The organism is Kitasatospora sp. NPDC088548 (assembly GCF_044753005.1).
Classification (GTDB): Bacteria; Actinomycetota; Actinomycetes; order Streptomycetales; family Streptomycetaceae; genus Kitasatospora.
The window spans coordinates 68261-88050 of record NZ_JBIVMI010000002.1 but is presented as its reverse complement, the minus strand read 5'-3'; the positions used below and the strand labels follow the sequence as shown (position 1 = coordinate 88050).

Below are 19790 nucleotides of genomic sequence, written 5' to 3'. Positions count from 1 at the left end.
GTGCGGGCCGAGTGGCGTCGCCCCCGCCGGCCGCTCAGGTGTGAGCGGTCAGCGGCACAGATCGGCCGCCCGCCGGTCCGACTGCCGGACCACCGTGGTGCCACCGGGCCGGCCGGACGGGGCGACCGCGCCGTGCGGCTGCCCGGCGCCCCCGGCCGGGCGGCCCGAGGCGGCCAGGAAGTCCGCGAAGCGGCGTTCGGCCGCGGCGTGGAGGCGGACGGTGCCCGCGTCCCGGCACCGCTCCACCGTCTCCCGCCAGGCCCGCTCGGCCTCGGCCGGGCGGTCGAGCAGGGACAGGGCGTGGGCCTCGGCGGCCATCGCGGTGAGGTGGCCGGCGGCCTCGGGGTGGTCGGCGAGCAGCCGGCGGGCCTTGCGGGCGTGGCGCAGCGCGGCCGGGCCGTCGCCCACGAGGCCGTACAGGTCGGCCGTGCGGGCATGGGCGAACGGCGCGTACCCGGCCGGACCGTGGGTGCGGGCCAGGGCGACCGCCTGCTCGCCCAGCCGGATGCCCTCGGCGATCCCGCCGCGCCCGGCGGTCGCGACCGCGAGGACGGTCAGCGCGCGGACCCGGATCTCGCCTCCGGTGGCGGCGCCGCGGGCGACGGCCTCGATGGCGAGCGCCTGGGCCTCGTCGGTGCGGCCGGCGCCGCCCAGGGCCTCGGCGAGGCCGCACTCCAGCGACGCGACGGCGGTCTGCTCACCGGTCCGCCGGGCGGACCGGAGCCCGGCACGCAGGCAGGTCACCCGGTCGACGGGGCGCCCGGCGGGCTCGTAGAGCCGGTCGGCCAGGTCGGCGAGCCGCCAGGCGCGATCGTGGTCGCCGGTCTCGGCGGCCCGGGCGACCAGGGCGCGCACGGTGGGCTCCTCGGCCTGGAACCAGGCCAGCGCGGTGCGGACCCCGGTGAACCGGGGGCCGGGCCGGCCGTTCGGTCCGGGAAGGGGTCCGGACGGCGGTCCGACGGCGGCCAGGCCGGGCTGGAGCAGGGCGGCGCCCTGGGCGGTGGCGGCCAGACAGTGGTCGAGCAGCGAGGTGACGGCGAGCGTCCTGGTGTACTCGGTGCGCTCGGCCAGCAGATCGGCGCTGTACAGACGGATCAGCTCAGGCCGGCGGTAGCGGCCCGGGCTGCTCTCGGTGAGCAGATGGTGCGCGGCCAGCGCACCGAGCGCGCGGCGGGCGGTGCCGGTGTCGGAGCCCAGCAGCGCGGCCGCCCCGTGGGCGTCGGTCTCCGGGCCGGGGTGGGCGGCGAGCAGCGCGAGCAGGCCCTCGGCGACGGACGGCAGCCGGCGCACCGTCCGGTCGAGGGCCGTGCGCAGGCCGACCGTGCCCCGGGTCTCCAGGGCCCGCAACCGGGTCGACTCGTCGGTGAGTTCGGGCAGCAGCTCGGCGATCGCCCAGCCGGGCTGGGCGGCGAGCCGGGTGGCGGCGATCCGGAGGGCGAGCGGGAGCCGGTCGCAGAGCTCCACCAGCCGGGCGGCGGCCTCCGGTTCGGCGCGGACCCGGGCCGGGGTGAGGGCGTGCTCCAGGAGCAGCAGCGCGTCGGCGGCGGGCAGCGGGCCGAGCCGGAGCGGAGCGGCGCCCTCGGTGACCACGAGATCCTCCAGCGAGTTGCGGCTGGTGACGACGGTGGCGCAGCCCGGTCCGGCCGGCAGCAGATCGGCGATGGACTCGGCGGCCCGGACGTTGTCCAGGACGACCAGCAGCCGGCGCTGCCGGGTCAGCGACCGGTAGAGCGCGGCCCGGGACGGCGCGTCCGGCGGCAGTTCGTGCTCCGGGGTGCCGAGCGCCCGCAGGAACCGGTCCAGGACGTCGGCCGGCCGGGCGTCGTGGTCGGGGCCGAAGCCCTGAAGGTCCGCGAAGAGCTGGCCGTCCGGGAACGCGTCGGCGCCGCGGTGCGCCCACTCGACCACGGTGGCCGTCTTGCCGGCGCCCGCCGGGCCGGCCACCACGGCCAGGCTGCCGCGGCGGTCCGGCCCGCACTCCGTGTCCAGCCATCGCAGTTCCGCCGTGCGGCCGACGAACCGGCCGAAGCGGCGTGGCAGCAGGCGGGCCACCTGGCCGTCGTCGGCCGTCGGCCGCGTGCCGTCGGCGGGGGCGGTCGCCGGACCGGGCCGCCCGGCCGCCGCCGCGGAGGCGTCGTCGGCCAGGATGTCGTCGACGGCGGACTGCAGCGTCCGCCCGGGCGGGATGCCCAGCTCCGCGGCGAGCCGGCGGCGGGCCCGGTGGTAGACGGCGAGCGCGTCCGGGAAGCGTCCGGCCTGGTACAGGCAGCGCACCAGCAGGGCGGCGACCGGTTCGTGCAACTCGTCGGCGTGGACGCTCCGTTCGAGCTCCGGTATCGCGTCCGCACCCCGGCCGGCCCGCAGCCGGTACGCCGACCAGCTCTCCAGGGCGCGGGTGCGGGCACCGTGCAGCTGGCCGGCGAGGGAGCGGCGCAGCGGGGTCTCGGGGAGGTTGGCCAGGGCGGTGCCGCGCCAGAGGCCGAGCGCCTCGCGGAGCAGCCTGTCCACCTGCTCGCACTGCTCCGGTCCGCTCTCCTCGGCGGCCTGCGCGCACAGCCGGGTGAAGTGCAGGGCGTCCACGAGCCGGGCCTCGCCGTCGAGCCGGTAGCCCGGCGCGCGGGTGGCGAGCGTGAACGGTGATCCGGCGAAGAGCTTGCGCAGCGCGGCGATGTGGCCCTGGAGCGCGGCCCGCGCCTGGGCCGGCGGTTCGTCGCCCCAGAGCAGCTCGAAGAACCGCTCCACCGGGACGGTCCGCCCCAGCTCCATGGCCAGCAGGGCGAGTACGGCGCAGCGCTTGGCTCCGGCGGGTTCGAGGACGCGGCCGTCGGCGGTCCGCAGCTCGACCGGCCCCAATAGGCGAACGAACACCTCAGCCTCCCCCGCCCGGATCTCCCCGATTGACCCTCTTCTGACCCTCTTCGGGCAGTTGCAGCGGCAGTCTAGCCAGGTCGGAGCCGGTGTCAGGGGGGCCTGTCGGACCGGGCGGTGGCGGGAATACCCGGACTTTCCCGTCGTGGGGCGGGGAGTCGGGCGGCTCGTGGACACCGGGTGAACGCCCGGCCGTTACCGGAAATTCTTCGACGGTAGGTCGATTCGTTACATGAACGCGACAGGCGGGCTCCGGAGGTGGGCCCGGCGCGGCCGGTGCGGGGCGGCCGGGGCGGCCGCGCGGGTGAACCGGAGCCGGGGAGTGGTCCGTCGAGGGAGGTACGGGGCCGATCGGCACTCGTGCGCCGACGCTTGGGAGGACAGCCGTGCTGCGTATGAACGGGCCGTGGAGGGTCACGGTGATCGGCAAGGACGCCGACTATGACCAGCGGGTGGTGATCCGCAGCCCGTACGGCACCAATGTGCTGGCCGGCCGGGTGGGCGCGTGGTTCGACGTCCGGGACGACGAGTGGACGCTGGCGCTGGAACACAGCTGGGGCGCCGGCTGGCGGCCCAACGTCCGGGTGATTCCCGGCCCGGTCTCGGCGGGGGAGGGCGGGCTCCGCAGCCGGATCGTCCGCAGCAAGGACGTCGACTGGCCGGGCGGTGACCCCACCGAGCGGAACTTCGTGCTGCGGCTGGACGCCCTGGAGTCGGCCACGGTCCTGACCGACGCGGTGCGCAGGACCGCCGGGGTGGTGACGGATCAGCGCGCCTCGGCCGGCCGGGCCGCGTTGGGGCCGGCGTCGGCGTCGCGGATCAGGACCAGTTCGGACCCGGGCCCCGGCACCGTCGGCGGGCAGAGCACGCGTCCGGTGGAGACGGGGCGCGAGGTCGGGCGCGAGGCGGTCCGCGGCGTCCCGGCCGAGCGGACGGCGCCGGCCCGGCCCTGGTGACCGCGGGTGGGGCGGGGCTGCCGGTCCCGGCGGCTCCGCCCCGCGCCTACTTGTCGATCCGGAACGTCTCGCCGTAGACCTTCCACACCAGCGGGGTGTGCAGATCGAGGTTGCCGGCCTGGAGGAAGACCCGCTGGGCGGTGTCGACCCGGCTGGTGTCGTCGTGGGCCGCCTCGGTGCGCATGGCGGCGGCGCGGGCGTCGAGGAATGCGGCGATGTACGCCTTCTCGTCGCCGCCCTGGGCGGGCGTCTTCGCCTTCTTCAGCGCGGCGGCCCTGATGCCCCCGAAGCTGTCCGCGCTGTTGCCCGGGCCGTGCATCACGATGGCGTCGTAGTAGGCGAGTTGGCCGAGCGCGTGCAGGCCGTCCGTCTTCGCCTGGGAGACCGCCGGGTTGAAGTAGACCCGGTCGCGCATGTCCTCCTGGGCCTGGCGGAACGCCGGGTCGGCGGCGGCCTTCTTCCAGGCGGACGCGAAGTCCGGGTCCAGCCCGGAGTGCGAGGCGGAGCCGTTCACCTTCTCCAGGGCGGGCAGGTACTCGGCCAGTGGGTTGCCGGGCTTCAACTCGCGGTAGTGGCGGACGAGATCGAGCATGTCCCCGGTGCCGGAGCAGAAGCCGACGATGCCGCCGGTGTAGCCGCGGCCGTCCTTGATGTCCTCGAGGTAGGCGAACTGGGCCTTCCAGTCGAGCGAGGAGTTCTCGGCAGTGGAGACGAACTGCTGGGCGATGTCCTTGAGCCGGGGGTCGGTGAGGTCGCCGGAGCCGGTGGCGGGACCGGACGGTGAGCCGGACGGGTGGCCGGAGGGCGACGGAGAGCCGGACGGGTGGCCGGAGGGGGTGCCGGACGGCTGGGTGGTCCGGTGGGGCCGGCCGGTCGCGGGCGGCTTCGGAGTGTTGGACTTGGCCGTGGGGCTCGACGTGGGGCCCGGCGCCGCGGCGGCGGGCAGGGCCGGGAGGACGCCGGTCACGAGCAGGGCCGTGAGGGCGACGCGCAGGGACGCCGGCCGGATCGGCCGGACAGGCTGGGACCGCATGGGGACTCCGTGGTGGTCTTCGTCCGCCGGGCTCCACCGGCAGGGGGCTTCGGGGTCCGCAGGCGTCCGCGTGTCCCCGCTCTGGACAACGGGCCGGTGCGGGACGGCGGTTCAGTTCGGCTCGGTCGGCTCCGCAGGGGAGTCCGGTTCGGCCGGCTCAGGTGGTTCGGTCGGCTCGGCCGGCGGAAGCCCGATGCCCGGGGTGAGCCGGAACCGCTCCGGGCGCCTGACCTGGCGGCGGTCCGCCGGGGCCGTCCGGTCGCGGCGGGTCAGCCAGGCGCGCACCCGGCCCCGCGCGCCGGCGTTCCGCTCGGCGGGATCGCCCGTCAGCGCGCCGCCCGCCTCGCGCAGCAGGACCCGGGCGGGGCGGCCGGCCTCCTCGTCGGCGGCCTCCACGTCGACCACGATGAAGCCGGTGCCCGGCGCGAACACCGCCTGCGGTTCCTCGCCGGCCGAGTCGAAGGCGGAAGTCCGCCGGGCGGTGACCGACAGCACGGCGAACTCCACCGTGACCGGGCCGAGTTCGACGGCGGGCGAGGTCAGCCCGGCCAGCGGTGCGGGCTCCAGCAGCTCGCGGCCGACCGGATAGGCCGCCAGCAGGTCCGCCACCTGCTCGACGTGCGCGCCGAGCAGCACCACACCCTGGTGGCTCGGCAACCGCCGCAGGCCGGAACCGAGGCAGTTCAGGAACGCGAGGTGCGGGCCGGTGCCCCCGGCACGGGCCTCGGCGGCCAGTTCGGTCCGGCTCACCGGGACACCGGTGTCGGCGTGGTGCAGCAGGACGGCCGCCAGATCGGCCTTGATGTCGTCCTTGGTGGTGGAGCGCAGACCCGGCAGCCGGGTCGCGGCCTCCTCGACCCGGCCGACGCAGCGCTGGTAGTGGCTGCCGAGCAGCGCCCGGACGGCCTCCCGGTCGGCGGGGCTGCTGACGGCCACGGGCACGGTGAACTCCTCGGCCCGGAAGGCCCGGAAGACGTGCACGGCGAGGGGCTCCGGGTCGGGCCCGGGGGCGGAGGGCTCCGGTTCCCCGGGGCCGGGCTCGGGGCCGGGGTCCGGTCCGGGGGCCGGCCCCGGCACCGGCTCCGTTCCCGTTCCCGTTCGCGGAAGCGGGTCCGGAGGCGGGAACGGCAACGGAGCCGGTTCGGCCTCCGGCGTGGCCGTGGTGGGGGGTTCGGTCCCGGCCGGGGTCCGGAGCCCCGTGGCGGGCTCGTCCGCGCCGCCGGTGCCCGCCGTGGCGGAGGCGGCGGGACGGTCGGGCCCGGGCGGTTGCGGTACGGCGCCGGGGGCGTCTCCGCTGCTGCTGGTGGCCACCCGGGGGATGTCGGGGATGCCGGGGGCGCCGGCCGGGCCGGGCGCCTCCGGTCCGCCACGGGGGGCGTCGCCGGTGCCGCCGGTGGACACCAGCGGACCGGAGGAGGTCCGCGTCGGGGCAGGGGGCTCCGGCACGGCGGTGGGGAACTCCGCAGGGGGGACCTGCGAGGCGGGGAACCCCGCGGTGGCGAACTCCTCCGTGGGGAACTCCGCCGTGGGGAACTCCGCGGTGGGGAACTCCGCCGTGGGGGACTGCCCGGCGGTGAGTTCCGCGGCGGGCGGTTCCGACGCGGCGCCGAGGGGCGCGACCCGGCCGGTGGTGATGACGGGCCGGGGCGCGGTGAGCGGGTCCGGCTCGGCGGCCAGGGCCGGCCGGGCGGACACCGGCGCGGGGGCCGGGCCGGGGACGGGCCCGAGGCCGTAGGAGACCGCCTCGGCGCCCGCCGCCGCATCGCCGGGCTGGTCGGAGCCCAGCCACTCCAGGCCGTGCAGCCGGGCGATGAAGCGGGCGGTCCGCTCGGAGCCCGGCTCCAGGATGCCGTGGGCCAGCAGGCCGAAGTTCTGCGCCCCGGCGGCCGGGAGCCGGTCGAGCAGGCTGCTCAGCTCCTCCCACACCTCGGCGCCGACCGGGCGGTCCCGCTCGCCGACGATGAGCAGCGGGCGGCCCGGGTCGGCCCGGCGGAAGCGCGGGGCGCACAGGTGCGGCGGGTCGGGGCGCAGCCAGAGCCCGGCGGGCACGGCCTCCAGGGACCAGTACGGGAAGGCCTGGAACAGCGCGGGCCCGGCGGGCTGCCAGGACGCGCCGCCGTTGCGCCAGGCGGACGGGACGGTGGGGCGCCCGGCCGAGGCGGTGAGCCGCAGCAGGTAGGGCTCCCAGCCGGCGTGGCCGCGGGCGTCGACCGTCCGGGAGGTGGGGCCGCCGGGGCCGTGCACGGGCAGGCCGACGGCGGCCTGGACGGGGCGGCCGAGACGGGCGGCCAGGGTGCCGGTGAGCGCGGAGAGTTCGTCGGGGGCCGCCCACGGCGCGCTGAGCAGCAGGGCGGCGCCGCCGACGGGAAGGGTCCGGACGGTCTCGGCGAGGTCTTCGGGCAGCAGCACCGGCTGGCCGGGGGTGCCGACCAGCAGCACCAGCGCGCCGGGCGGGGCGGCGAGGAGGCCGAGCGCCGGGAACGGCCCGCCGGGCTGGGCGCTCAGATGGGTGAGCCAGTATCCGGCGGGCAGCCGGGCCACCCGGACCGCCGCCGGGTGCTGCGGGTGCGGCGCGGGTTCGGGCGTCGGCGGGGGTGCCGGGAGCGTGGCGGGGGCGGCGTGCCCGGCACCCCCGCCGACGGTCTCGCGCAGGCGGCGCGGCGCGGTGCCGGGTGCGCAGAGCCACCAGGTGGCGGTCTCCGCCGAGCCGTCGGGGGCGGCGACCTTGAGGTTGCCGTCGGGGGTGATCTCCACCAGACCGTCGGGGGCGATCACCGGGACGCCGGCGCGGTCGGCGACCACCTCGGCGGGGCGGCGGCCGTTGGGGGCGAGCGCGGCGAGACCGGAGGCGGCGAGGACCAGCGTGCCCGCGCCGCGCGAGCGGGCGATGACGCCGAGGTCGGCCATCCGGTCGCGCAGCACGGGGGCCGAGTCGGGGGCGGCGGCGACCACGACGAGGCTGTCCGGCACCGGGCGCAGCGCGCCGACCGCGGCGGACAGCTCGTCCTCGCCGGCGGTCGCGGGGGCGATGACGAAGTGCGGCCCGACCGGGCGCAGCACGGACCGCACCGCGGGCGACGCGGCCGGGGCCGACGGGGCGGCGGCCGGGGCGGTCGGAGGCGCGACGGCCGCCACCGGACCGCCGGACCCGCGCAGGCGCGGGAACCGGCGGCGGGGCGCGGCGGGTGGTGCGGGGTCGCCGGCGGGCGGACCGGTGCGGGAAAGACTCATCGTCCGGGTATACGGACGCCGCCCGGCCCCCGGTTCACGCCCCGGACCCGTCGCCGCCCTCCTCCGGCTCCGCGAGCAGGCCGGTCTGCACCTGGACCACCCGCCGCCGGGTGATGTGCAGGGCGCGCCCGGGCGGCAGCACCCGCGGCTTGACGCTGCCGAACAGCGTGCCCTCGCTCGGCGGGCAGGAGAGCAGGGTGACCGGGGTGTTGACGTCCTGGAGCCGGCGCAGCAGCTGGTCCGTGTACGCGCGCCCGATGCCGTTCGCCGAGCGGGCGACGATCAGGTGCAGGCCGAGTTCGGTGCCCTGGGCGAGGTGGTCGAGGACCGGGGCGAACGGGTTGGCGCCCGACTGGCTCGGGATGAGGTCGTAGTCGTCGACGATGATGAACAGCTCCGGCCCGGTCCACCAGTCGCGCAGCCGCAGCCGGGCCGGGGTGATCTCCTCCCCGGGCAGCCGGGCCTCCATGGCGCGGGCCGCTCCGTTGACGACCTGCCGGAGGACGTCCACGGCGACGGCGTAGCCGAGCCGGTACTCCTCCGGGACGCTGTCGTAGAGCCCGCGCCGGAAGTCGACGAGCATGATCCGGGCCTTGGCGGGCGTGTAGGCGGAGGTGATGGCGGAGACCATCAGGCGCAGCAGGTTGGTCTTGCCGCTCTCGCTGTCGCCGACCACCAGCAGGTGGGGCGACTCCTCGAAGTCGTGCCAGAGCGGGGAGATCGCGGTGTCCTCCAGGCCGATGGGGACCCGCAGCCGGCCCTCGGGCGCGGGCAGCGTGGCGGCGTCGAGCCGCAGCGGCAGCATCCGCACCTCGGGTGCGCCCGGGCCCGTCCAGTGGTCGTTGACGGCGTCGACCAGGTCCTCGACGCCGTCCGTGAGGCTCTCGCTGTCGCCGAGGCCGTCGATCCGGGGGAGCGCGGTGAGGAAGTGCAGCCGGTCCTGGGTCAGGCCGCGGCCTGGGACGCGGGGGACGGTCTCGGCGGCCCGCATGTTGATCATGGAGTCGATCGGGTCGCCGAGCCGCAGTTCGAAGCGGGTGCCGAGCTGGTCGCGCAGCCCGCTGGAGAGCTCGCCCCAGCGGGCGGCGGTGACCACCAGGTGCACGCCGTAGTTGAGGCCGCGTCCGGCGATCAGGGTGAGCACGGGCAGGTAGTCCATGAACTCCTGGCGCATGGTGTTCCAGCCGTCGACCACCAGGAACACGTCGCCGTGGCGGTCGTCCGCCAGCGCCGGGTCCCCGGCCGCCCGGCGGCGGCGGAAGGTGGCCATCGAGTCGATGCCCAGCTGGGCGAAGGACTGCTCGCGGCGGGCGATGACGGTGTTGATCTCGGCCAGGGTGCGCCCGACCCGCTCGGGGTCGTGCCGGCCGGTGACCCCGCCGACGTGCGGCAGCCCGCGCAGCGCGGAGAGCGTGCCGCCGCCGAAGTCCAGGCAGTAGAACTGGACTTCGCGCGGGGTGTGGGTGAGCGCCAGGCCAGCGATCAGGGTGCGCAGCATGGTGCTCTTGCCGCTCTGCGGGCCGCCCGCGATGCCGACGTGGCCGCCGGCGGCCGAGAGGTCGGCGGTGAGCAGTTCGCGCATCTGCTGGAACGGGCGGTCCACCACGCCCACCGGGACGGTCAGGGTACCGACCGCCGGGCGGCCGTCGGGCGCCAGGCCGTGGTGCGGGGACGGCGCGAGCGGCGGCAGCAGCTCGTCCAGGGTGGGCGGCGTCTCCAGGGGCGGCAGCCAGACCGTGTGGGCGGGCGGGCCGACGTCGAGCATCCGCTCGGCGGCCAGGTCCAGCAGGGTGGCGGTGCTCTCCTCCTCCGCGGCCAGGCGGGCCGCCTCGGCCGCCACGACCTCCGGGTCGGGCCGGCGCGGCGCGGTGTACTCGGTGCCGTAGGGGACGATCTGGCCGGCCGCCGCGGCCTGCTGGGCCGCTCCGCGCCGGCGCCGGTACGGGCCGGAGACGTACGCCGCCTTGAACCGGGTGAGGGTGGCGATGTCGCTGCGCAGGATGCCGTTGCCGGGCTGGGAGGGCAGTTGGTAGGCGTCCGGCACACCGAGCACGCCGCGGCTCTCCATCGCGGAGAAGGTGCGCAGGCCGATCCGGTACGACAGATGGGACTCCAGGGCGTGCATCCGGCCCTCGTCGAGGCGCTGCGAGGCGAGCAGCAGGTGGACGCCGAGCGAGCGGCCGAGCCGCCCGATCATGATGAACAGGTCCATGAAGTCGCGGTGCGCGGAGAGCAGTTCGCTGAACTCGTCGACCACGATGAAGAGCGTCGGCAGCGGGTCGAGCTGGGCGCCGCCGGCCCGGGCGGTCTCGTAGTCCAGCAGCGAGCTGTAGTTGCCGGCCGAGCGGAGCAGCTCCTGGCGGCGGTTCAGCTCGCCGTGCAGGGCGTCGCGCATCCGGTCGACCAGGGCGGCCTCGTCCGCCAGGTTGGTGATCACCGCCGAGGTGTGCGGGAGTTCGTCCAGACCGAGGAAGGTGGCGCCGCCCTTGAAGTCCACCAGGACGAAGTTGAGCGTCTCGGAGGAGTGGGTGAGCGCGAGCGCCAGCACCAGGGTGCGCAGCAGCTCGGACTTGCCGGAGCCGGTGGCGCCGATCAGCATCCCGTGCGGGCCCATGCCGCCCTGCGCGGACTCCTTGAGGTCCAGTTCGACGGGGTTGCCGTCCGCGCCGACGCCGATCGGCACCCGCAGCCGCTGTCCGCGCGGGCGGTCCGCCCAGCTGCGGGCGACGTCGTGCTGGTACAGGTCGTTGACGCCCAGCAGCGAGGTGAGGTCGAAGTCGGTGCTGAGCGGCTCGGAGGCGTCGCGCGAGTCGCCCAGCCGGTACGGGGACATCACCGTGGCGAAGCGGCGGGCGGCCGGGAGGAGCAGCGCGTCCGCGCGGCCGAGCGGGGTGACCTCGTCGCGCCGGTTGCGGTCGGCGGCGACCAGGTCCAGTCGGCCGCCGCTGATCCGCAGCCGCAGCCGGAACGGCGCGTGCTGCCACTCGACGGCCCCGGAGAGGTCCAGCAGGACGGCGTTGCGGTAGCCGGCCAGCAGGGCCCGGCTGCCGGCGGGCAGCTTGACCCCGTCCAGGACGATCAGCGTGAACGGCTCGTCCCGGCCCGGCTGCGCGTCCGGTTCGTAGGGCGGGCGGTCGGTGAACTCCGGGCCCAGCAGCTGTTCCAGCTCCAGCATCGAGTCGGCGACCAGGCGCACCGGGCCGGCGCCGTCCGTCTCGGTGGGGTGCAGGGCGTGCGGCAGCCACTTCAGCCAGGCCCAGTCCTCGCGCAGCTCGGGGGAGACGGCGGCGGCGACGCGCAGCTCGTCCGGGGCGTGGAAGAAGGCGAGCTGGGCGATCATCGCGCGGGCCAGGGCGCGGGCCGGCCCGGGATCGGCCGGCGCTCCGGCGGCGTCCGGGTCGGCGGCGGGCGCGCCGATCGTGGCGCCGACCAGGCCGCCGGGGCCGGCCTGGTCCGGTTCGCCGGAGGAGGCCGCACCGGCCGGGGCGCCCTCCTCCCCGGGGTGCTCGCAGCGCAGCAGGATGTGGGCGTAACCGCGCACGTGGACGGCGATCGGCTGGTCCGCGATCGAGCCGTACGCGTGGATGAACCGGCGCAGCGCGTGCGCGCACAGCGGTTCCAGGTCCTCCACCGGCTGGGTGGCCAGCGGCGCCAGCCTGACCGCCAGCCGCTGGGCGCCGGTGGCGATCCGCACGTCGCCGAAGTCCGGGTGGGCCGCGCGCCGCTCCCACAGCCGCGAGGTGCGGACCAGCGAGCCGAGCACGGCCGGGTCGGGGTGGCGCCAGGCGAGCGCCTGCCGCTGGTCGACGATGTGGCGGCGGACCTGGCGGCGCATCTGGGAGAGGTAGCGCAGGTAGTCCCGGCGTTCGCCGCGCAGCTGGCGCTTGCGGTCGCTGGCGCCGCGGATCAGCTGGGTCACCAGCATGCCGACGGCGGACAGGCCCATCATGCCCATCGCCACGTAGGTGAGCGGCCCGCCGTTGGACTGCGGGTTGAGGAAGATCATCACCATCGAGAGCGAGCTGAGCGCCATCGGCGCCATGGCGATCATGTTGGACATGCCGCTCTGCTGCTCCGGCAGGACCGGCGGCTCCTGCAACTGGAGCTCGCCGTCCGGCATCGCCGGTCCGGGGCGCCGGGGCGGACGGTCGACCACGACCACGCTCAACGGGGGTTCTCCTCTCGCGGCGCCGGTGACGCCGCTGGGTGGCGGTGGGCCCGGAGGCTCGGACAAGCCCTGAGGCCGGGCCGCACTCAGGCGTACGGCCCGCGGGGCCCCGGCGGTTCACCGGGGGTGCGCGCGGAACCGGGGGCCGGGGCCGGTGAACCGTCCGCCCCGCGCCGCCCGTAGTTGTTCAACGGGAGACCGGGCAGGCCGGGGCTCCACGGGAGGGCGCGACAGGTGAGCGGTACCACGGTGGCGGCAGGGCTGGTCCGGCTGAGGTTCCGCGCCCCCGAGGCCGCGTTCGAACTCGCCCTCCCCGGCGACGTCGTCCTCGCCGACCTGCTGCCCGCCGTCCTCGGCTACGCCGGCTCCGCCGTCGAGGAGGGCGGCACCGAGCACTCCGGCTGGGTGCTCCAGCGCGCCGGCGGCCCGCCGCTGGACGAGGAGCGCACCCTGGAGGGGCTCGGACTGCACGACGGCGAGGAGCTCTTCCTCCGCCCGGGCCAGGAAGCACTGCCCGAGGTGCACTTCGACGACCTGGTGGACGGCGTCCGGGCCGGCACCATCGCCCGCGGCGACTCCTGGCGGCCCGCCGCCACCCACCACTTCGCGCTCGCCCTCGCCCTGGTCGCGCTGGCCGGCGGCCTGCTGCTGCTCGCCCAGCCAGGACCGGACGGCCCCCGCTGCGCCGCGGCCGCCGTCACCGCCGTGCTGCTGCTCGCCGCCGGCGGCGCGGCGACCAGACTGGTCGGCGACGCTCCGGCCGGTACCGCGCTCGGCGCCACCGGCATCGCCTACGCGGCCGCGGCCGCCGCGCTGCTGCCCGGGGTCACCGGCCCGGCCCGGCTGCTCGCGGGCGGCTCGGTGGCGGTCGGCGCCACCGTGCTGGCGCTCGCCCTGGTCGGGGCCGGTCCGTTCTTCGCCGGGCTGCTGGTGGCGGCCGCGCTCGCCCTGGGCGCGGGCGCGCTGGCCACCAACGGCATTCCGACGACCCACTCCGCCGCCGTGATCGCCGCCACCGCCGTGCTGTTCGGCGCGTTCGTGCCGGGGCTGGCGTTCAAGCTGTCCGGCCTGCGGCTGCCCGCGCTGCCCCGCAACGCCGACGAGCTCCAGGAGGAGATCGAGCCCTTCGAGGCCGAGGACGTGCTCGCCCGCAGCCTCGTCGCCGACAGCTACCTGGCCGGCTTCTTCATCGCCGCCGGCACGGTGTGCGCGAGCGCCCTCGCCCTGCTCGCCACCGCCCGGGACGGCGGCTGGGGCGCGACCGCGATGTCCGTCGACCTGTCGGTGCTGCTCCTGCTGCACGCCCGGGACATCGGGGGCATCCGGCAGCGGCTCGCCGTGCTGCTGCCGGGCGCGCTGGGCATCGCCCTGCTGGCCGCGCGGTTCGGGCAGGACACCGACCAGTCCGGCCGGTTCGGCCTGTTCACCGTGCTGCTGCTCGCCGCGGCCGCGCTCGCCGTGACCGCCTGGACGGTGCCCGGCCGGCGGCTGCTGCCCTACTGGGGCCGGGCCGGCGACCTGCTGCACTCGCTCGCCGCGCTCGCCCTGCTGCCGCTCGCGCTCCAGGTGCTCGGCTTCTACCAGATGATGCGCGGGCTGGCGGGCTGAACCGGGCACCACCGCCCGGGCGCGCGAGCGACCGCGCCGCGCTCCCCGCCCCCTGAACCCCGCACCGAGGAGGACCACCGCATGCAGTCCCGACGCGACCAGGTCCAGGCCCACCTGTTCGTGATGAGCCGGGTCGCCGCAGGCGTGCTCCGCGCCGAGCCGGACGCCCCCGACACCCCCGTCGGCCGCACCAACCGCGGCGCCGCGATCGGTCTGGCCGTCGCCCTGCTGATCGGCGCCGGCGCCGGCGTCTACGGCATGATCAAGCCCGGCGGCGCGACCGGCTGGCAGAAGCCCGGCACCCTGGTGGTGGTCAAGGAGACCGGCGCCCGGTACGTCTTCGCCGGCGGCCTGCTCCACCCCGTGCTCAACGAGGCCAGCGCCAAACTGCTCGCCGGCGACCAGCTGAAGGTCGACCAGGTCTCCGCCCGCTCGCTGGAGAGCGCCGAGCGCGGCACCCCGATCGGCATCGTCGGCGCCCCCGACGGGCTGCCCGGGCCGGCCGCCGTCGGCGGCGCCGACTGGCTCGTCTGCACCGTCCAGACCGCGGGCTCCGCGGCCGCCCGGTCCACCCCCCAGCTGTCCGTCGCCGTCGGCACCCGCCAGTCCGGCCGGAGCGCCGGCGACCGGGGCGTCCTGGTCGGCGCACCCGACGGCGGCGTCCATCTCCTCTGGCACGGCCGCCGGTTCGCCCTCGACACCGCCGGCGGGGCCGTCCGGGCCCTCGGCTACACCGCCGCCGCGCCCGTCCCGGTCACCGCCGCGTTCCTCGCCGCCTTCCCGGCCGGACCGGACCTGCGCGCCCCCGACCTGCCCGACCGGGGGAAGGCCGGTCCCACGCTGGCCGGGCACGCCACCCGGATCGGCCAGCTGTTCAGCGGTACCGGCGACGAGCGGTACGTGCTCGCCGAGCAGGGCCTCGTCCCCGTCACCGCCACTCAACTCGCCCTGCTCCAGGGCGATCTGCGCACCCAGCGGGACGCCTACGGCAGTGGCCAGGTGGTGACCTCCCCCGTTGGCGCGGAGGACCTCGCCGCGCACTCCGCACCGCCCGCCGCCACCGCCGCGCTCAACCCGGCCGAGCTGCCCGCCCGGCCCCCGGCGCTGCTGTCGCCGACCGGCGGCCAGGCCGTCTGCGGGGCCCTGAACCCGGCGGCCGACGGAGGGGACCTCACCGTCGTCGTCCCGGACGCGGCCACCGTGCTCGGCCTGCCGCCGGCCCTCCAGCCCGGCGTCATCCCCAGCTGCACGCCCGCCGACCGGATCGCGGTGCGCCCCGGTGGCGGCGCCCTGGTGCGGGCCCTGTCCGGCGGGGGCTTCGGCACCACCCTCTACCTGGTCACCGACACGGGCGTGAAGTACCCGCTCGCCTCCGCCGCGGTGGCCGAACGCCTCGGCTACGCCGGGGCCACCCCGAGCGCGGTGCCCGGGCGCCTGCTCTCGCTGCTGCCCACCGGGCCGAGCCTCGACCCGGCGCCGCTCGCCGGCGGCATCGTGCAGCCCCCGGCCGCCGCCGAGGGCCGCTGCGCGCGGTGAGCCGCGGCGCCGCCGGCGGCCGGTGAACCGTCCGGCGGCGGCGTTCCGTTCACCCTGGCGGGCCGGTCCTGCCGGCCCGTGGCACACCTTGCCGGCCGGGTGCGGCCGGCACTCATGGAGGAGGTACTCGCGGTGGCTCAGCAGACGACGGTCGACCAGAAGGTCCTGGCCGAAATCAGGACCATGGTCGAGGCGCGGTACACGGAGATGTCGACGACCGCGGCCTACATCGAGGACATCAACACGGCCGTCCGGGACAGCTTCTCCGGCGCGGCCAGCACCGCGTTCCAGAACCAGATCAACGCCTGGCTGGAGCAGTACGCGCTGGTCAAGAAGGACTACGACGCCTTCCACATGAAGCTCGGCGACGGTGGTCAGATCTTCAACGCGGCCGACGAGCACACGGTGGGCCTCGCCAACTTCTCCGGTGGCGGCGGCGCCGGACAGCACGTCGAGGACGTCCTGAACCCCCGCTAGGCCTTGCCGACGTCGTGCACGGCTGCCGCGGAAGGCGGTGGCCGATGCCCGCTCCCCGTACCAGAACTCCGTTTGAAGGGATCGCACCATGGGCAACATGTCGCTCCACTACGCCGGCATCGACAGCGCCATCGATGACCTCGAAGCCCACGCGAAGACGATGCACGACGCGATGACCAACCTGAAGTCGTACCTCGACACCAAGATCAACGTCGAGCTGGTGGGTGACTTCGCGCTGGCGGCCGGGAACCTCTCGAACACGCTGCACCTCGCCGACGAGGAGATGGGCAAGAAGATCGTCGCGGCCCACATGGCCCTCACCGAGATCCGCAACGTCATCAAGGACGCGGACATGCGGGCGGGCAGCCACTTCGACCACGTCGGGGGCTGATCGACCGTGGCAGACGATGACGAGGGCGACGGCGGGCACGGCGGCGATGTCAAGATCACCGACGGTTATCTGAGCACGTTCGCCACGGACAACCTCCAACGCTTCATCAAGGACATCAACGAGTCCGTGCCGGTGCAGCAGCTCAGGGGATACGCGACGGGTTCGACCCCGATCCTCGTGGGCAACGACTCCGCCAATTTCAAGAGCCCCGGCACGCTGGCCGCCGCGCTCAAGGCCTACACCGGTTCGGTCAACTCGCTTCTGACCACCGTCGTCGATCAGCTGAACACGCTGATCACCGACCTTCAGCTCGCCGACCTCCGCCTGAACAACGCGATGGACGAGACCCTCGACTACGCGCAGTTCATGCAGCTGGCCGAACGAACCCTGAACCCGGGGGCGGGAGCCAAGTAGCTCGTCGGTGAATTCCGGTCAGCACTGCGGAGCCGGCCCGATCCTGGGCCGGCCCCGTCTCATGTTCGGTCGCGCTCGGCCGCAGAAGGGTCTGTCATGGTTTACAAGTGGGAAGACGCGCTCACCTTTCTCGCAGCGTCGAACGACACGGCGCCGACCAGCCGGGACACGGTTCACGACGACGACAAGCCGTGGATCAACAAGGACAACACGGTCGCCGACGACTACTCGGGCTGGCAGGGACAGGAGACGGGAGGTACTGGTCAGAATCTGGACTCCTGGGTGGCCTGGTTCTTCAAATACACCACTCCGGGTGGTTACACCTACAACGCCAGCTATGTGGTCGGCGCCCACATCCTGTATCCCAACCTCGACGGCCCGGGCGCCAAGCTGGCGGGGTTCACGGGCAGCGTGGCGCCGCTGAAGCGCATGTACAACGCCGTCCCGCGCGTCACTGACTCGTTCAACGTCCTGGTGTTCGGCGACGTGGCGAACGCCCTGACGGAGGTGACCCACTTCCTCGACGGCTGGGTCGAGGAGATCGGCAAATGGGCGAACACCGTCGCCTCGAAGGACAGTGACTGGCAGGGAAGTGCGGCGGGGGCCTTCCGTGCCGTCCTGCTCGCGTTCAGGAACGAAATCGACGCCGACCGGCGCAATATGGCCCGCACCAATGTGCAGAGCTACCTGACGGCCGGCCCCACGTCCTGCGACGCCGTTTTCAGGACGGCGATGGAGACGCTCATGACCGGGTGGAACGAATGGTGGGCCTCGCCCAACGCCTGGCCGACGAACGCCGTGACCTCGGCCCTCACGGAGGGGCTCAAGGACGCGACGCTGGAGGTGACGCAGGTCGCCCAGAACGTCTCGTTCGGCCAGAAGATCCCCGAGACCACCGGAACGCTCAAGGACACGACCTCCGGCACACTGGACCTGAAATTCACCCTGAAGGGCGCGACGTTCGGCGATCCCCAAACGACCGACTTCTGGACGAAGGTGGAGGCCAGGGCGCGGGCGATCTGGGTGGAGAACATCGTTTCCATCCTGGACAAGGCGGCCGAGACGGCGCTCGGCGAGATCGCCAAGGCCTACGGGACCACCTCGGGTGCGGCCACGCCGCTCAAGCCCTTCCCGCTCATCATGCCCACGCCGAAGAAGGACGAGACCGACCCCACCAAGGACGACAAGACCAGCGACATCGGCAACCCGAAGATCGACGACCCCACCCTCAAGACCTCCGGCGACGGTGGCGGCGGGCCCGATCTGAAGAACATGGGCGGCCCGGACCTGAAGAACATGGGCGGCCCGGACCTCAAGAACCCGGGTGGCCCGGACCTCAAGCTGGAGGGGAACGGGACCAGCGGCGGCGGGCCGAGCCTGACGAACCTCGGTCTCGGCTCGGTCGGCACCGGCACCGGCAGCGGGAACGGCACCGGCAGCGGCAGCGGCACGGGCCTCGACCTCATCGGCAACCCCAGCCCCGGCGGCGGGCTCCTGCCCGACGACCTCCTGCTGGGCGGCGGCGGATCGGGCCGGCCCGTCACCGTGCCGCCCGGCTCCGTGATCACCAAGGACGGGCGGATCGTCGACGAGAACGGCAATCCCGTGCTCGACTCCAGCGGCAACCCCATGGTGGCCGGCCCGAACTACACCATCGGGCCGGACGGCACTCTGCGCGACGACAAGGGCAACACCGTCTCGCAGTACCGGCAGCTGCTCGCCGACCGGTACTCCGGTGGCGGTGGTGGCGGGGACGACCTGCTGACGCCCAGTAACTTCGGCCCCGGCGGCTTCTCCTACGGCACGGGCGGCCTCGGCGGCCTGTCCGGTTCGGGTTCGGGGGGTCTGCTCACCCCCGGTGGCGGCCCGATGATCACCGGAATGGGCGGTGGCCTGAGCTCCCGGGCGCTCGCCTCCGGTGGCGACCCGAACGCCATGAAGGTCGCGGTCGACCAGGCCAACGCCGAGCGGATGGCCGCCGAGAAGGCCGCCCGGGCCGCCGCCCAGGAGCAGGCCCTGCTGACCGGCCGGCAGACCGCCACCAGCTCCGGCGGCATGCCGCCGATGATGCCGCCCGGTGGCGGCATGGGCGGCCAGGGCGGTCCCAACGACAAGGACCGCCGGCGCACCACCTGGCTGGCGGAGGACGAAGAGACCTGGGGCACCGAGACCGGTGCCGTGCACGGCGTCATCGGACGCTGACGCAACTGGGGTGCCGGGCCCGCCCTCGGGTGGGCCCGGCGGCCCGGCCTTTGACGACAAGACAGGAAGCAGCACATGAGCAACCCGTTCGCGGAACAGATCGCCCAGGCGATGGCTGACATGCAGAGCGAGCTGGCCAAGGCCGAGGCGATGCAGAAGGAGATGAACGAGCTCACCGCCTCGGTCACCTCCAAGGACCGGATGGTCACCGTCAAGGTCGGCTCGCAGGGGCAGGTCGTCTCGATGACCTTCCACACCAACGGCTACCGCGAGATGGCCCCCGCCGAACTGGCGAAGGTCCTCACCGACTCGCTCAACGAGGCCCGCGCGGCCGTGGGCGAGCAGGTCGCCGAACGGATCGGCCGGTTCGACGGCCTCGGCGACACCCTGCGGCTCTCCATGACCGGCGGCACCGAGCTCGACGAGATCCTCGAACCGCTCTGGGCGATGCGCCCGGGCTACGAGGCGCCGGACCGGAAGAAGAAGGCGGACCGTCAGGAGGAGTTCCATGGCTAGCCATGGCACCACGGCCAAGACCGCGATGCTCAAGCAGAGCTTCGCCGAGTTCTTCGAGCTGAAGAAGCTGACCGCGAAGGTCCTGGCGGACGCGGAGTTCATCAACGAAACGAACCTGACGGTCGGCGGCCACGACGAGATCGGCCAGCAGTACCACGCGCAGGTCGACGAGGGCACCACGAACCTGTACCAGCTGATCCTCAAGATCAACGGCACGATGGGTTCGGTCGGCGAGAACGGTGAGGTGCTGGCCGAGACGCTCGACAGGGCCGACGACCACTCCCTCGACCTCGCCAACGGCCTCTGAGCCCGGGCTTCCGACCCCAACCCTCCGACCCCAGCCCTCTGAAGCCCTCCCCGGACCGGCGGACAACCCGGCCGTAGGACCCC

Annotated in this window: 13 protein-coding genes; 9 read left to right on the top strand and 4 right to left on the bottom strand. The window is 75.1% G+C overall.

The genetic code is table 11. From position 1 onward, the window contains the following. Positions 1-48 precede the first annotated feature (48 nt). Positions 49-2868 carry an AfsR/SARP family transcriptional regulator gene (locus ACIP82_RS03405; RefSeq protein WP_400650411.1) on the bottom strand — a complete coding sequence of 940 codons (2820 nt, stop codon included), beginning with the start codon at positions 2866-2868 and terminating at the stop codon, positions 49-51. Between the two features lie 386 nt (positions 2869-3254). Between ACIP82_RS03405 and ACIP82_RS03400 the strand changes: the two genes are divergently transcribed. Then, entirely contained in the window at positions 3255-3824 is a 570-nt protein-coding gene (locus ACIP82_RS03400) for a hypothetical protein (protein WP_400650409.1), read from the top strand. Positions 3825-3870: 46 nt separating this feature from the next. Here the strand turns inward: ACIP82_RS03400 and ACIP82_RS03395 are convergent, their stop codons facing one another. The 3 genes from ACIP82_RS03395 to eccCa form a co-directional block, all read right to left on the bottom strand. Continuing rightward, the gene (locus tag ACIP82_RS03395; protein WP_363604916.1) at positions 3871-4857 is read right to left on the bottom strand and encodes a chitosanase; all 987 of its coding nucleotides are present in this window, start codon (positions 4855-4857) and stop codon (positions 3871-3873) included. Between the two features lie 111 nt (positions 4858-4968). After that, a complete protein-coding gene (locus tag ACIP82_RS03390; protein ID WP_400650407.1) occupies positions 4969-8088 on the bottom strand; it encodes a hypothetical protein in 3120 nt (1039 codons plus the stop codon). A gap of 34 nt (positions 8089-8122) precedes the next feature. Next, positions 8123-12208: a type VII secretion protein EccCa gene (gene eccCa, locus ACIP82_RS03385; protein WP_400651129.1), complete on the bottom strand. Its 4086-nt coding sequence runs from the start codon at positions 12206-12208 to the stop codon at positions 8123-8125. 282 nt (positions 12209-12490) lie between these two features. Here eccCa and eccD point away from each other — a divergent pair, with 282 nt between their 5' ends. From eccD to ACIP82_RS03345, 8 genes are all read left to right on the top strand, one after another. Then, positions 12491-13864, top strand: coding sequence for a type VII secretion integral membrane protein EccD (gene eccD, locus ACIP82_RS03380; protein ID WP_363611126.1), 1374 nt, complete (start codon positions 12491-12493; stop codon positions 13862-13864). Positions 13865-13945: 81 nt separating this feature from the next. After that, on the top strand, positions 13946-15400 hold the full coding sequence (gene eccB, locus ACIP82_RS03375; RefSeq protein WP_400650404.1) for a type VII secretion protein EccB: 1455 nt from the start codon (positions 13946-13948) through the stop codon (positions 15398-15400). Positions 15401-15532: 132 nt separating this feature from the next. Then, positions 15533-15877, top strand: coding sequence for a hypothetical protein (locus ACIP82_RS03370; RefSeq protein ID WP_363611122.1), 345 nt, complete (start codon positions 15533-15535; stop codon positions 15875-15877). Between the two features lie 97 nt (positions 15878-15974). Then, on the top strand, positions 15975-16268 hold the full coding sequence (locus tag ACIP82_RS03365) for a hypothetical protein (RefSeq protein WP_363611120.1): 294 nt from the start codon (positions 15975-15977) through the stop codon (positions 16266-16268). A gap of 6 nt (positions 16269-16274) precedes the next feature. Next, a complete protein-coding gene (locus ACIP82_RS03360) occupies positions 16275-16682 on the top strand; it encodes a hypothetical protein (RefSeq protein ID WP_363611118.1) in 408 nt (135 codons plus the stop codon). 96 nt (positions 16683-16778) lie between these two features. Next, complete coding sequence (locus ACIP82_RS03355; protein ID WP_400650401.1) at positions 16779-18884, top strand: hypothetical protein; 2106 nt, start codon at positions 16779-16781, stop codon at positions 18882-18884. A gap of 75 nt (positions 18885-18959) precedes the next feature. After that, on the top strand, positions 18960-19400 hold the full coding sequence (locus ACIP82_RS03350; protein ID WP_363611114.1) for a YbaB/EbfC family nucleoid-associated protein: 441 nt from the start codon (positions 18960-18962) through the stop codon (positions 19398-19400). Next, complete coding sequence (locus ACIP82_RS03345) at positions 19393-19707, top strand: hypothetical protein (RefSeq protein WP_363611112.1); 315 nt, start codon at positions 19393-19395, stop codon at positions 19705-19707. Before ACIP82_RS03350 ends, ACIP82_RS03345 begins: the two co-directional genes overlap by 8 nt. Positions 19708-19790: the final 83 nt, after the last annotated feature.

What these genes read in the sequence shown, in the direction of transcription:
- ACIP82_RS03395 (WP_363604916.1), bottom strand. Translation starts at nt 4,857, where the DNA reads ATGCGGTCCCAGCCTGTCCGGCCGATCCGGCCGGCGTCCCTGCGCGTC.
- ACIP82_RS03390 (WP_400650407.1), bottom strand. Translation starts at nt 8,088, where the DNA reads ATGAGTCTTTCCCGCACCGGTCCGCCCGCCGGCGACCCCGCACCACCC.
- eccCa (WP_400651129.1), bottom strand. Translation starts at nt 12,208, where the DNA reads ATGCCGGACGGCGAGCTCCAGTTGCAGGAGCCGCCGGTCCTGCCGGAG.
- eccB (WP_400650404.1), top strand. Translation starts at nt 13,946, where the DNA reads ATGCAGTCCCGACGCGACCAGGTCCAGGCCCACCTGTTCGTGATGAGC.
- ACIP82_RS03365 (WP_363611120.1), top strand. Translation starts at nt 15,975, where the DNA reads ATGTCGCTCCACTACGCCGGCATCGACAGCGCCATCGATGACCTCGAA.
- ACIP82_RS03355 (WP_400650401.1), top strand. Translation starts at nt 16,779, where the DNA reads ATGGTTTACAAGTGGGAAGACGCGCTCACCTTTCTCGCAGCGTCGAAC.
- ACIP82_RS03350 (WP_363611114.1), top strand. Translation starts at nt 18,960, where the DNA reads ATGAGCAACCCGTTCGCGGAACAGATCGCCCAGGCGATGGCTGACATG.
- ACIP82_RS03345 (WP_363611112.1), top strand. Translation starts at nt 19,393, where the DNA reads ATGGCTAGCCATGGCACCACGGCCAAGACCGCGATGCTCAAGCAGAGC.